Source organism: Cupriavidus sp. H18C2, from assembly GCF_049393795.1.
Lineage (GTDB): Bacteria > Pseudomonadota > Gammaproteobacteria > Burkholderiales > Burkholderiaceae > Cupriavidus > Cupriavidus pauculus_C.
In genome coordinates, this window is sequence record NZ_CP186010.1 from 2,573,184 (window position 1) to 2,586,865 (window position 13,682).

The 13,682-nt window shown below is 67.6% G+C and carries 7 protein-coding genes and 1 pseudogene; 5 read left to right on the forward strand and 3 right to left on the reverse strand.

The features are described 5' to 3' along the window. Positions 1-82 precede the first annotated feature (82 nt). A complete protein-coding gene (locus EPAKOI_RS11560; protein WP_423192259.1) occupies positions 83-1,489 on the reverse strand; it encodes an NAD(P)/FAD-dependent oxidoreductase in 1,407 nt (468 codons plus the stop codon). Positions 1,490-1,770: 281 nt separating this feature from the next. Further along, complete coding sequence (gene polA / locus EPAKOI_RS11565) at positions 1,771-4,581, reverse strand: DNA polymerase I (protein ID WP_423192260.1); 2,811 nt, start codon at positions 4,579-4,581, stop codon at positions 1,771-1,773. Between the two features lie 4 nt (positions 4,582-4,585). Between polA and EPAKOI_RS11570 the strand changes: the two genes are divergently transcribed. From EPAKOI_RS11570 to EPAKOI_RS11585, 4 genes and pseudogenes are all read left to right on the forward strand, one after another. Beyond that, positions 4,586-5,533 (forward strand): TIGR00730 family Rossman fold protein, encoded by a 948-nt coding sequence (locus EPAKOI_RS11570; protein ID WP_172966032.1) that lies wholly within the window; start codon positions 4,586-4,588, stop codon positions 5,531-5,533. 183 nt (positions 5,534-5,716) lie between these two features. Then, the gene (locus EPAKOI_RS11575) at positions 5,717-6,130 is read left to right on the forward strand and encodes a DUF2782 domain-containing protein (RefSeq protein WP_423192261.1); all 414 of its coding nucleotides are present in this window, start codon (positions 5,717-5,719) and stop codon (positions 6,128-6,130) included. Between the two features lie 172 nt (positions 6,131-6,302). Next, the gene (locus tag EPAKOI_RS11580; protein WP_124683585.1) at positions 6,303-7,286 is read left to right on the forward strand and encodes a homoserine kinase; all 984 of its coding nucleotides are present in this window, start codon (positions 6,303-6,305) and stop codon (positions 7,284-7,286) included. A gap of 6 nt (positions 7,287-7,292) precedes the next feature. Beyond that, a pseudogene (locus tag EPAKOI_RS11585) lies at positions 7,293-8,075 on the forward strand (BPSS1780 family membrane protein); the annotation flags it as partial. 81 nt (positions 8,076-8,156) lie between these two features. Here EPAKOI_RS11585 and EPAKOI_RS11590 read toward each other — a convergent pair. Beyond that, a complete protein-coding gene (locus EPAKOI_RS11590) occupies positions 8,157-10,511 on the reverse strand; it encodes a UvrD-helicase domain-containing protein (RefSeq protein WP_124683583.1) in 2,355 nt (784 codons plus the stop codon). Positions 10,512-10,721: 210 nt separating this feature from the next. Between EPAKOI_RS11590 and EPAKOI_RS11595 the strand changes: the two genes are divergently transcribed. Continuing rightward, positions 10,722-13,589, forward strand: coding sequence for a valine--tRNA ligase (locus tag EPAKOI_RS11595; protein WP_423192262.1), 2,868 nt, complete (start codon positions 10,722-10,724; stop codon positions 13,587-13,589). Positions 13,590-13,682 lie beyond the last annotated feature (93 nt).

Consider the following 13,682-nt stretch of genomic DNA (forward strand, 5'->3'; position numbering starts at 1 on the left):
CGCCGCGCCCAAGTGACGTCCGCGCGGCGGCGTCGATTCTAAGCAAACTTGGCCGGCAACGCACGCGCCGCCGGCCAGCGGCTCAGTGCAGCTTCACGCGCGGGCTGGTCTTGCTGCGCAGCCAGTGCGTCATGGTGTCCAGCCCCATGCCGATCGCGCCATGCAGCGCCAGCACGTGCATCCGGTACAGCGACGTGTACATGAAGCGCGCCATCAGCCCCTCGATGAACATCGACCCGCCGATCAGGCCACCCATCAGGCTGCCCACGGCGCTGAAATGGCCCAGCGACACCAGCGAGCCGAAATCCTTGAAGCCGAACTTCGGCAGCGGCTTGCCGTCCAGCCGGGCCCGCAGCGCGTCGTACAGGAACGTGGCCTGCTGGTGCGCGGCCTGGGCGCGCGGCGGCACCGTGGTCTGCTTTTCGGGCCACGGCGCGGCGGCGCAGTCGCCGAACGCGAAGATGTCGGGATCGGTCTCGGTCTGCAGCGTCGGGCCCACCACGAGCTGGCCCATCTTGCTGACGGGCAGGCCCAGCGTGCGCAGGACGCCCGGGGCCGTGATGCCGGCCGCCCAGACCGTCAGGTCGGCGTCGATATGCTTGCCGCTGGCCGTCAGCACCGCGTCGTGCGTCACCTCGGTCACGCGCTCGGACGTGAAGACGTCCACATCCAGCTTGCGCAGCAGCTTGGTCGTCTCGGCCGACACGCGCTCGGACAGCGCGGGCAGGATGCGCGGCCCGGCCTCGATCACATGGATGCGCACGTCGCGGCGTGGGTCAAGCTGGTGCAGCCCGTAGGCGTTCAGCACGTGCGCGGTGTTGCGCAACTCGGCCGACAGTTCCACGCCCGTCGCACCCGCGCCGATGATCGCCACGTCCACGCGCGGCCGGCCGTCCTGGCCCACGCGGCCCTTGCCGTTCTGGGCCCGCACGCAGGCCGCGATCAGCCGGCGCCGGAAGCGCTCGGCCTGGTCGACCGTATCGAGCGCGATCGCATGCTCGGCCGCGCCCGGCACGTTGAAGAAATGGGTGATGCAGCCGATGGCCAGCACCAGCGTGTCGTACGGCAGGTCGCGCGCGGGCAGCAGTTCGGTGCCGTCCTGGTCCAGGCAGGCGGCCACGTGGATGCGCTTGCCGGCGCGGTCGATGCCGGTCAGCTCGCCCTGCTGGAAGTCGAAATGGTGCCAGCGTGCCTGCGCCGCGTATTCGAGCTGGTGGGTGTTGGGGTCCATGCTGCCGGCGGCCACCTCGTGCAGCAGCGGCTTCCAGATGTGCGTCGGCATGCGGTCGACCAGCGTCACCTGCGCGCGGCGCGACTTGCCCAGCTTGTCGCCAAGCCGCGTGACAAGTTCGAGTCCGCCGGCGCCGCCGCCCACCACGATGATCCGGTGCGCTTGCCCCGCAGGACGCGGCGCCGCGATCTGCGGGCCGCCGGAAGGTTGGTCGATGGGAGTGGGGGCGCTTTCCTCTCTGCCTGTTGCGTTGCTCATGGTCTACCCGATGTTTTCAATTTGAAAACCGGTGCAGGCCCCTGCGGCGTCTTTCTGTTGTGGTCTCGCACCGCGAGGCCGATGTTCTGCGTGCGGCTGGCGGGTGCGGCCAATCCGACGGGATGGCTACCAGTGTGCTGCAGAGCAGCACTGGCTGGCAAGCGGTCAGCCGTCGATTCAGACAGTACTTCTTTGCATACATCGGCATCGCACGGGAGACAGCGGAATAACGGGGCGCGGCGGCCCCAGCCGCCCCGTCCAACCGCGCGCCGTGTGGCGGACTAGTGCGCCTCTTCCCAGTTCGCGCCGCTGCCCACCTCGGCCACCAGCGGCACGTTGAGTTGCGCCACGCCGCACATCAGCTCGGGCAGCCGCACCTTGACCAGCTCGAACTCGGCCTGCGGCACTTCCAGCACCAGTTCATCGTGCACCTGCATGATCTGGCGCGCGCCCAGGCCGTCCGCTTCCAGCCAGTCCTGCACGGCGATCATCGACAGCTTGATCAGGTCGGCGGCCGTGCCCTGCATCGGCGCGTTGATGGCGGCGCGCTCGGCGGCCTGGCGGCGCGGGCCGTTGCCGCCGCGGATGTCCGGCAGCCACAGGCGGCGGCCGAACACGGTCTCGACGTAGCCCTGCTCGCGCGCCTTCTGGCGCGTCTCTTCCATATAGTTGGCCACGCCCGGGTAGCGCATGAAGTAGCGGTCGATATAGTGCTTGGCCGCGTCGCGCTCGATGCCGAGGTTGCTGGCCAGCCCGAACGCGCTCATGCCATAGATCAGCCCGAAGTTGATCACCTTGGCGTAGCGGCGCTGCTCGCTGGTCACGGCCTCGCGCTCGACGGCAAAGATCTCGCTGGCCGTGGCGCGGTGGATGTCCTCGCCGTTGGCGAAGGCGCGCAGCAGGTTGTCGTCGCCCGAGATGTGGGCCATGATCCGCAGCTCGATCTGCGAGTAGTCGGCCGACACGATCACGTTGCCCGGCCCGGCGATGAACGCCTCGCGGATGCGGCGGCCTTCCTCGGTGCGCACCGGGATGTTCTGCAGGTTCGGATCGGTCGACGCCAGCCGCCCCGTCACCGCCGTGGCCTGGCCGTAGCTGGTGTGCACGCGGCCGGTGCGCGGGTTGACCATCTTCGGCAGCTTGTCCGTGTAGGTCGACTTGAGCTTGGACAGGCCGCGGTAGTCCAGCAGCAGCTTGGGCAGCGGATAGTCCTCGGCCAGCTTCTGCAGCACTTCCTCGTCGGTGGACGGCGCCCCGCTGGCGGTCTTCTTCACCACCGGGAGCTGCATCTGGTTGAACAGGATCTCGCCGATCTGCTTCGGCGAGCCCAGGTTGAACGGCTGGCCGGCGGCCTCGTGCGCAGCGCGCTCGGCCTCCATCATGCGCTGGCCCAGGTCGGCGCTCTGCGCGGCCAGCTTGTCGGCATCGATCAGCACGCCGTTGCGTTCGATCTTCTGCAGCACCACCGAGACCGGAATCTCGATCTGCTCGTAGACGTACCGCAGCCCGTCGGCCCGCTCAAGCTGCGGCAGCATCTTGCGGTGCAGGCGCAGCGTCACGTCGGCGTCCTCGGCCGCGTAGTCGGTGGCGCGCTGCAGGTCGATCTGGTCGAAGCCGATCTGGCTGGCGCCCTTGCCGCACACTTCCTCGTAGGTCAGCGTCTTCACGCTCAGCAGCCGCTCGGCCAGGCTGTCCATGCCGTGGTTGCGGTACGACGCCAGCACGTAGCTTTCCAGCATCGTGTCATGGGCGATGCCGCGCAGCGTGATGCCGTAGTTCATGAACACGTGCGCGTCGTACTTCAGATGCTGGCCGAGCTTGGGCCGCGACGGGTCTTCCAGCCAGGCGCGCAGCTTGTCGAGCACGAAGTCGCGCGGGAGCTGGCCGTGGTTGTCCAGGCCGGCCACGTCGGGGCCGCGATGGGCCACGGGAATGTAGGCCGCCTCGCCCGGCTCCACCGATACCGACACGCCCACCAGTTCCGCCATCATCGGGTCCAGCGACGTGGTCTCCGTGTCGATGGCGACGATCGGCGCGTCCACCAGCTTCTGCAGCCAGGCATCGAGCGCGGCCTCGGTGGTCACGGTCTCGTAGCGGATCTCGGCCGGCGCAAGGTCCTCGGCCGGCTGGCCGTCGTCGTCGGACGCCGGCGCGGCGTCGAACAGCCCGCCCTGGGCCGCCCCGGCCGTGCCTCGGGCCGCGGCGGCGCGCGCGTTCGGCAGCGATTCGCCGGTGGCCTCGCGCAGCCAGGTCTTGAAGCCGTACTTGCGGAAGAAGTCGACGAGCTTGTCCTTGTCCTCGCCCAGGTCGTGCAGCGCGTGGAAGTCGGCCACGGCGCCGCTCAGGTCGCAGTCGGTCTTGACCGTCACCAGTTCGCGGGCGCGCGGCAGCCAGTCCAGCGTGTTGCGCAGGTTCTCGCCCACCACGCCCTTGATGCCGTCGGCGCCGGCCATGATCGCGTCGAGCGTGCCGTATTCGGTCAGCCACTTGACGGCCGTCTTGGGGCCCACCTTCGGCACGCCAGGCACGTTGTCCACGGCGTCGCCGATCAGGGACAGGTAGTCGACGATGCGCTCGGGCGGCACGCCGAACTTGTTGACCACGCCCGGCGGGTCCAGCACCTCGCCGCTCATCGTGTTGACCAGCGTGACGCTGTCGTTCACAAGCTGCGCAAGGTCCTTGTCGCCGGTGGATACCACGGTCTTCACGCCCTGCTGCGTGGCCTGGCAGGCCAGCGTGCCGATCACGTCGTCGGCCTCCACGCCCTCGACCACCACGATGGGCCAGCCCAGCGCGCGCACGGCCTCGTGGATCGGCTCGATCTGGCGCGCCAGATCCTCGGGCATCGACGGCCGGTGTTCCTTGTATGCGGGGTACATCGCATCCCGGAACGTCTTGCCCTTGGCGTCGAATACGCAGGCGATATACTGTGCCGGGTAATCGTTGCGCAGCTTGCGCAACATGTTGATCATGCCGTAGATTGCCCCTGTGGGCAGACCTTCGCCATTCCTCAGGTCCGGCAGCGCGTGGTATGCGCGGTACAGATAGCTCGATCCATCGACGAGCAAGAGTGTTTTTGGACTATCCGACATTCCCATGGACTCAAAATTGACTGGTGCCCCCATTGGCGGTGCAGATGCCGCTCCCCTCGCCGATACGGACGTTTCCGACATTTCCGGTAATTCGGTGAATCCCCCTCCCGAAAAGGCGTCGGCGCATGCCGCCGCCATCGCCGCAAAAGCCGATGCCGCGGCTGCCGGCAAGAGCGTTGAAGAGCAGGATGCCGCCGCACGGGCTGCAGCGGCGCGCGCGAATCCGCGCAAGATGATTCCGAGCCTGCGTGCGCTGGCCGATGAGGACCGGGCCACGGCCAAGAAGGCGCGCGCCTCGTGGCAAATGTTCACGATTATGGCAGAGTTCATCGAGGCGACCGAGTACCTGTCGGAGATCCGTCCGGCCGTCTCGATCTACGGCAGCGCACGGCTGCGCGAGGACTCGCCGTACTACCAGAAGACCATCGAAATCGCGCGGCTGTTCTCGGACGCGGGCTTCGCCGTGATCTCCGGCGGCGGCCCCGGCATCATGGAAGCGGCCAACAAGGGCGCGCACGCCGGCAAGTCGGCCAGCGTGGGCCTGAACATCGAGCTGCCGCACGAACAGCAGGGCAATCCGTACCAGGACATCGCCATGCGCTTCCGCCATTTCTTCACGCGCAAGGTCACGTTCGTGAAGAACTCTGACGCCTTCATCGTCATGCCGGGCGGTTTTGGCACGCTGGACGAGCTGGCCGAGGTGCTGACGCTGGTGCAGACCGGCAAGTCCCGGTCGGTGCCGGTGGTGATGTACGGCAGCCGGTTCTGGAAGGGCCTGCTGGACTGGTTCCGCTTCACGCTGCTGCCGATGGGCCTGATCGCCGAGCACGACCTGGACCTGATGAAGATCGTCGACGAGCCGCAGGAAGTGCTGGAGGCCGTCTACGAGTACTACGAGAAGCGCGGCGGCGACCATCCGATCCCGCCGAAGGAAGAAATGTTCTATCTGTAAGGCAAGCGTCGCGCAAGCCACCCGGGGCGTCACGCGCCGGGTGGACGGAAGGCCACGACGGCGGCCCGAAAACGACAGGAATTGCTAGAATGGAAGCCTGTCCGCCTGCCACACCCGGCGCCGCCGGCTGCACAGGCAAAATCCGCGTCGCGGGCCCCCCGCCCGCGCGCACAGGAGCCTCAGATGACTTCCCCTTCGCAACCGGGTGCCAGGTTGGCCGGTCGGTCCACCAGGATCGGCCGCCCCGGCTATCTGCTCGCGCTCGTCGCCGCCGTGGCGGCCCTGTCCGGTGCCAACGTGGCGCTGGCCGAGGAAACCACCAACGCGCTGACCCAGCAGGAACTCAACAAGATCAACAATCAGCCGATCGCCCCGGCGGCCAAGAGCCAGTTGAACCAGCCCCGCGAGCCGAGCTTCCAGCTTCGTGAGCGCGACGGCACCCAGGTGACCGAATACCGCGACAAGGGCCGCGCCACCGAGATCCAGGTGCAATCGGGCTTTGGCACGAAGTACGAGATGAGCAAGCCCGAGGACAGCTCGCCCCGGATCCGGGACCATGACGTGAACCGCGTACCGTCGGTCAACCTCAAGTTCTGACCGGCGCCGTCGCCTGACCTGTTAGTCTTACGCCTTTCTGACCCACGATCCGCGCCTGGCCGATGACCGGGCACGGATCGCGCCGGCCTTCCGGCAGCAATGCCACGGCGACGGAGCCGGGCAACCCCGTGTTGCCGCCCCGCCGTCCCCCGATTCGCACCAATTTGAGAGTATGGCCGTCTTTACCACGGTCTCGCAGGACGAGATCGCCCGCTGGCTGCTTGATTACGACCTAGGCGAAGTGCGCGCGCTGCGCGGCATTGCCTCGGGCATCGAGAACAGCAACTTCTTTCTGACCATGGAGCAGGACGGCGTCACGCGCGAGTTCGTGCTGACGATCTTCGAGCGGCTGCGCTTCGACCAGTTGCCTTACTACCTGCACCTGATGGATCACCTGGCGCGCCACGGCATCAGCGTGCCGGCGCCCATGCCCGCGCGCGACGGCGAGATCCTGCGCGAACTGAAGGGCAAGCCGGCGACGATCGTCACGCGGCTGCCCGGCGCGTCGCAGCTTGCGCCGGCCGCCGACCACTGCGCCGAAGTGGGCGCCATGCTGGCACGCATGCACCTGGCCGGCCAGGACTACCCGCGCCAGCAGCCCAACCTGCGCAGCCTGGCCTGGTGGCAGCAGACCGCGCCCGAGATCACGCCGTTCCTGGACGCCGCCCAGCGCCAGTTGCTGGCCGACGAGATCGCGCACCAGACCGCGTTCTTCGGCAGTGCCGACTATGCGGCGCTGCAGGCCGGCCCGTGCCATTGCGACCTGTTCCGCGACAACGTGCTGTTCGACACCGTCGACGGCCAGCACAAGCTGGGCGGTTTCTTCGATTTCTATTTCGCCGGCCACGACAAGTGGCTGTTCGACCTGGCCGTGACGGTCAACGACTGGTGCATCGACCTGCCCACCGGCGCGCTCGACCCCGTGCGCGCCCAGGCGCTGCTGGCGGCCTACCACGCGGTGCGGCCGCTGACGAAGACCGAGGCAGCCCACTGGCAGGACATGCTGCGGGCCGGCGCGCTGCGGTTCTGGGTGTCGCGCCTGTGGGACTTCTATCTCCCGCGCGAGGCCGACATGCTCCAGCCGCACGATCCGACCCATTTCGAACGCATCCTGCGCCGCCGCCTGGACGACGGGCCGGCGCTCCCCTGGATCTGATTCGCCATGCAACTACTGGAAGTTTCCGCCAAGGAAGGCTACGTCTGGCTGCGCCAGGGCATCTGGCTGTTCCGCAAGAACCCGCTTGCGTTCCTGATGCTGCTGTTCATCTACCTGATTGCCGCGCAACTGGCGATCTTCGTGCCGCTGTTCGGCATCATCGCGCTGCTGGTGTTCACGCCAGGGCTGTACGTGGGGGTGATGACCGCCTGCCGCGAGGTGATCCAGAACAAGCGCGTCCTGCCCACGATCCTGCTGGCGGGGTTCCGCACCAACGGCAAGCAGGCCACCCGGCATCTGCTGATCCTGGGCGGCATCTACGCGGTGCTGGTGTTCGCGCTGAGCCTGGCCGCGACGGCCGTGGTCGACATTGGTGCCGTGGCCCCGATCGTGCTGCGCGGCGAGGAGCCGACGGCCGACGCGATCCGGCAGCTCTACTTCGCGCTGCTGATCGGCGCGGTGCTGTACACGCCGGTGGCGATGATGTTCTGGTTCGCGCCGCTGCTGGCCGCCTGGCACCAAGTGCCGCCGATCAAGGCGCTGTTCTTCAGCTGGACGGCCTGCTGGCGCAACCGCGGCGCGTTCTTCACCTATGCGCTGCTGTTCGCCGTGCTGCTGGTGGCCGTGCCCCTGTTCCTGGAAACGGTCTTCGCGGCGCTGGGCGCGCAGGCGGTGCTGTCGTTCCTGGTGACGCCGTATTCGCTGCTGATGCTCGCGGTGCTGTACTGCTCGTTCTACGCCACGTACCGGGGCTGCTTCAACGTCGTCCCGCCGGGCGAGACGGGGAATGGGGCGGCGGCGGACAACCCTGAGCTTGTCCGCGCCCCTCTCCCGCGCGCGGGAGAGGGGCAAACACAATCGATCAATCGATCAATCGATCGGATCCAGCTTCGCCACCGCCAGGGCCAGCCACTTGGCGCCGTGGCGCTTGAAATCGATCTGGGCACGCGCGTCGGCGCCTTCGCCCTCCAGCGCCTTGATCTTCCCTTCGCCGAACTTCGTGTGGAACACGTTCTGGCCCACGCGGAAACCGGTGGCGGCGGCGCGCTTTTCCTCGGCGTAGTTCTTGCCGGTGTCCATGCCGCCGGTGGCCTTGGTGCCCGTGTAGGGCACGTCCTCGGCACGCTTGAACCAGTCGCGGCCCCAGGCGTTGTCGCGTTCCTGGCGGCTGATGCCGTAGTTGCCGTACGACGACTGGCCCTGCGGGGTGATCCACTTCAGCGCCGGCTCGGGTAGCTCCTCGAAAAAGCGCGAGCGCACGTGGTAGCGCATCTGGCCGTGCAGCACGCGGCTTTGCGCGAACGACAGGTAGAGCCGCTGGCGCGCGCGCGTGATCGCCACGTACATCAGCCGGCGCTCTTCCTCCAGCCCGTCGGCCTCCATGGCGCTGTTCTCGTGCGGGAACAGCCCTTCCTCCAGGCCGGTGATGAACACGGCGTTGAATTCGAGCCCCTTGGCGGCGTGTACGGTCATCATCTGCACGGCGTCCTGGCCGGCCTGCGCCTGGTTGTCGCCGGCCTCCAGCGACGCGTGCGTCAGGAACGCCACCAGCGGCGTCATGACCACCGGCAGCTGCTCGGGGTCCAGCACCTGCTGGTCCTGGTCGCCCTGCGCCAGCGCCGGCGGCACGTCACGGCCGACCGGCAGCACCCGTGCCAGCGCGTCCAGGCCGTAGCCCTCTTCCACCACGAACGCCTGGGCGGCCGTCACCAGTTCCTGCAGGTTCTCGATGCGGTCCTGGCCTTCCTTCTCGGTCTGGTAGTGCGTGATCAGCCCGCTGGCGTTGGTCACGTGCTCCACGGTCTGGGCCAGCGTCAGGCGGCTGGTTTCGGCGCGCATCTGCTCGATCAGCCGCAGGAACGCCGCCAGCGACGTACCGCCCTTGCCCGGCACGTAGGCCACCGCCTCGGCCAGCGAGCAGTTGTACTGTCGCGCGGCGTCCTGCAGGTTCTCCAGCGTCTTTGCGCCAATGCCGCGCGTCGGAAAGTTGACCACACGGCCAAACGCGGCGTCGTTGCGCGGGTTCTCGATCAGTTGCAGGTAGGCCAGCGCATGCTTGACCTCGGCCCGCTCGAAGAAGCGCAGGCCGCCGTACACCCGGTAGGGGATGCCCGACGAGAACAGCGCATGCTCGATCACGCGCGACTGGGCGTTGCTGCGGTACAGGATGGCGATTTCCGAGCGCGACATGCCCTGGGCGATCTGGTCGCGGATCTCCTCGACGATCCACGACGCCTCCTGCCCGTCCGAGCCCGCCTGGAACACCCGCACCGGCTCGCCGTGCCCGGCGTCGGTCCGCAGGTTCTTGCCCAGCCGGCGCGCGTTGTGCGAGATCAGATGGTTGGCGCTGTCCAGGATATGCCCGTGCGAGCGGTAGTTCTGCTCCAGCTTGATCAGGTGCCGCACGCGGAACTCCTGCTCGAAATCGCGCATGTTGCCGACGTTGGCGCCGCGGAACGCGTAGATGCTCTGGTCGTCGTCGCCCACCGCGAACACGGCCGCGGCCTGGCCCGTGCCATAGCCGGCCAGCAGCTTCAGCCACTGGTACTGCAGCACGTTGGTGTCCTGGAACTCGTCCACCAGCACGTGGCGAAAGCGGTGCTGGTAGTGCTGGCGGATGGCGTCGTTGTAGCGCAGCAGTTCGTAGCAGCGCAGCAGCAGCTCGGCGAAATCGACCACGCCCTCGCGCTGGCACTGCGCGTCGTAGGCGGCGTAGAGGTCGACGAAGCGGCGGTTGAAGTCGTCGTTGGCCTCCACGTCGGCCGGGCGCAGGCCCTGTTCCTTGGCGTTGTTGATGAAGTACTGGAGGTTCTTGGCCGGATACTTCTCGTCGTCGACGTTCAGCTGCTTGAGCAGCCGCTTGAGCGCGGACAACTGGTCCTGGGTGTCCAGGATGGCGAACGTCTGGGGCAGCCCGGCGTCGCGGAAGTGGGCCCGCAGCATGCGGTTGCACAGCCCGTGGAACGTGCCGATCCACATGCCGCGCGTATTGATCGGCAGCAGCGACGACAGCCGCGTCTGCATCTCCTTGGCGGCCTTGTTCGTGAACGTCACGGCCAGGATGCCGGCCGGCGACACGCGCCCGTTCTGGATCAGCCAGGCAATGCGCGTGGTCAGCACGCGGGTCTTGCCGCTGCCCGCGCCGGCCAGGATCAGGGCCGGTTCGTCCGGCAAAGTGACGGCGGCGAGTTGTTCGGCGTTGAGGTTGGCGAGCAGGCTGGACATCGGATCGGGGCCGGTAAAGTAGGCGGCAATTATACCGGCGGGCCCCTGCCCCGATTGTCGGCAGGCCGCGCGCCCGGCCCGGAAATGGGCATCGGCGCGCCGGCTCCCCTATAATTTGACGTTTTCTCCCGGCCGAATGCCGTGGCACGCCATGCCGCCTGCCGGGCCCGAGCCCCGTCCCGCATTCCAAGCATCCCAAGACATCCGAGCATGACCGCAGAAGACCAGTCCCTTGCCAAGAGCTTCGAACCCGCCGCCATCGAGGCGAAATGGGGCCCAGAATGGGAGCGCCGCGGCATTGCCCAGCCCACTTTCGACGATAACCGTGCCGACTTCGCCATCCAGCTGCCGCCACCCAATGTGACCGGCACGCTGCACATGGGCCATGCGTTCAACCAGACGATCATGGATGGCCTGGCTCGCCACGCCCGCATGCGCGGCGCCAACACGCTGTGGGTGCCGGGCACCGACCACGCCGGCATCGCCACGCAGATCGTGGTGGAGCGCCAGCTGGAGGCGCAGGGGGTGTCGCGCCACGACCTGGGCCGCGAGGCATTCACCGAGAAGGTCTGGGCGTGGAAGGAAGAGTCGGGATCGACCATCACGCGCCAGGTGCGCCGCATGGGCGCGTCGATCGACTGGACGCGCGAATACTTCACGATGTCGCCCGAGATGTCGAAGGCCGTGACCGAGGTCTTCGTGCGGCTGTACGAGCAGGGCCTGATCTACCGCGGCAAGCGCCTGGTGAACTGGGATCCGGTGCTGGGCACGGCCGTGTCCGACCTGGAGGTGGACAGCGTCGAGGAAAACGGCTCGCTCTGGGAGATCCACTACCCGCTGGTCGAGCCGGACACCGTGCGCGGCCTGACGCACCTGACCGTCGCCACCACGCGCCCCGAGACCATGCTCGGCGATACGGCCGTGATGGTGCACCCCGAGGACGAGCGCTACGCGCACCTGATCGGCAAGTCCGTGCACCTGCCGCTGACCGGCCGCCAGATCCCGGTGATTGCCGACGAATATGTCGACCGCGAGTTCGGCACCGGCGTGGTCAAGGTGACCCCGGGCCACGACTTCAACGACTATGCCGTGGGCCAGCGCCACAACCTGCCGCAACTGTCGATCCTGACGCTCGACGCCAAGGTCGTGGCCGACGCGCCGGCGGCCTACGCCGGCCTGGACCGCTTCGCGGCCCGCGAGAAGATCGTCGCCGACCTCAAGGACCAGGGCCTGCTGGGCGAGATCAAGCCGCACAAGCTGATGGTGCCGCGCAGCGAGCGCACCGGTTCCGTGATCGAGCCGATGCTGACCGACCAGTGGTTCGTCGCCATGAGCAAACCGGCACCCGAGGGCACGTACTATCCGGGCCGCTCGATCGCCGAGGTGGCGCTGGACGCCGTGCAGAGCGGCGAGATCAAGCTGGTGCCCGAGAACTGGAACAGCACCTACAACCAGTGGCTGGCCAACATCCAGGACTGGTGCATCAGCCGCCAGCTCTGGTGGGGCCACCAGATCCCGGCCTGGTACGACGAATCGGGCAAGGTCTTCGTGGCCCGCACCGAGGAAGACGCCCGCGCCCAGGCCCAGGCGGCCGGCAGCACGGGCCCGCTGCGCCGCGAGGAAGACGTGCTGGACACGTGGTTCTCGTCCGCGCTGGTGCCGTTCTCGTCGCTGGGCTGGCCCGAGCAGACGCCGGAGCTGAAGCACTTCCTGCCGTCGTCGGTGCTGGTCACCGGCTACGACATCATCTTCTTCTGGGTGGCGCGCATGGTCATGATGACCAAGCACTTCACCGGCCAGGTGCCGTTCCACACCGTGTACGTGCACGGCCTGGTGCGCGACTCCGAAGGCAAGAAGATGAGCAAGTCCGAGGGCAACACGCTGGACCCGGTGGACCTGATCGACGGCATCGACCTGGCGCCGCTGCTCAGGAAGCGCACCACGGGCCTGCGCCGCCCCAAGGACGCGCCCAAGATCGAGGCCAAGACGAAGAAGGAATTCCCGGACGGCATCCCGGCCTTCGGCGCCGATGCGCTGCGCTTCACGTTCGCGTCGCTGGCCACGCTGGGACGCAACATCAACTTCGACACGGGCCGCTGCGAGGGCTACCGCAACTTCTGCAACAAGCTCTGGAACGCCACGCGCTTCGTGCTGATGAACACCGAGGGCCATGACTGCGGCATGGGCCCGTGCAACAACGACTGCGGCCCGGACGGCTACCTGCACTTCTCGCAGGCCGACCGCTGGATCGTGTCGCTGCTGCAGCGCGTGGAGACCGAGGTCCAGAAGGGCTTCGACGAGTACCGCTTCGACAACATCGCCAGCGCCATCTACAAATTCGTCTGGGACGAATACTGCGACTGGTACCTGGAACTGGCCAAGGTGCAGATCCAGACCGGCTCGGCAGCCCAGCAGCGCGCCACGCGCCGCACGCTGCTGCGCGTGCTGGAGACGGTGCTGCGCCTGGCGCACCCGATCATCCCGTTCATCACCGAGGAACTGTGGCAGAAGGTGGCCCCGCTGGCCGGCCGCGCCAAGGGCGACGGCAGCGAATCGATCGCCACCCAGCCCTACCCGCTGCCCGCCGTGGCCAAGATCGACGAGGCCGCCGAAGCCTGGGTGGCGCAGCTCAAGGCGCTGGTGGACGCCTGCCGCAACCTGCGCGGCGAAATGAACATCTCGCCGGCCCAGCGCATCCCGCTGTATGCGCATGGCGACAGCGCCTTCCTGCGCGAAGCGGCCGCTCACGTGCAGGCGCTGGCGAAACTTTCCGAGGTCAAGGTGTTCGAAGACGAGACCGCGCTCCAGCAGGAGGGGGCCGGGGCGCCCGTGGCCATCGTCGGCGCCAACCACCTGCTGCTGAAGATCGAGATCGATGTGGTGGCGGAACGTGCGCGCCTGTCGAAAGAAATTGAGCGAATCGCGGGCGAGATCGGCAAGTGCCGTGGCAAGCTTTCGAACGAAAGTTTTGTCGCGAAGGCGCCGCCGGCCGTGGTGGCGCAGGAAAACCAGCGTTTGTCGGATTTCGAACAGACGCTGGCCAAGCTTCGGGATCAACTACAGCGTCTGCCGTCATGAAGTGACGGTTTCGGTCCGTTCGGCGCCTGCGCGTCGGACGGCGACCGACAGACGGCACCCCTCCTCCTGCGGCACGGTATTACACCGGATTGA

Coding starts and splice junctions, on each gene's coding strand:
- polA (WP_423192260.1), bottom strand. CDS start 4,581: ATGTCGGATAGTCCAAAAACACTCTTGCTCGTCGATGGATCGAGCTAT.
- EPAKOI_RS11590 (WP_124683583.1), bottom strand. CDS start 10,511: ATGTCCAGCCTGCTCGCCAACCTCAACGCCGAACAACTCGCCGCCGTC.
- EPAKOI_RS11580 (WP_124683585.1), top strand. CDS start 6,303: ATGGCCGTCTTTACCACGGTCTCGCAGGACGAGATCGCCCGCTGGCTG.
- EPAKOI_RS11570 (WP_172966032.1), top strand. CDS start 4,586: ATGGACTCAAAATTGACTGGTGCCCCCATTGGCGGTGCAGATGCCGCT.
- EPAKOI_RS11595 (WP_423192262.1), top strand. CDS start 10,722: ATGACCGCAGAAGACCAGTCCCTTGCCAAGAGCTTCGAACCCGCCGCC.
- EPAKOI_RS11575 (WP_423192261.1), top strand. CDS start 5,717: ATGACTTCCCCTTCGCAACCGGGTGCCAGGTTGGCCGGTCGGTCCACC.
- EPAKOI_RS11560 (WP_423192259.1), bottom strand. CDS start 1,489: ATGAGCAACGCAACAGGCAGAGAGGAAAGCGCCCCCACTCCCATCGAC.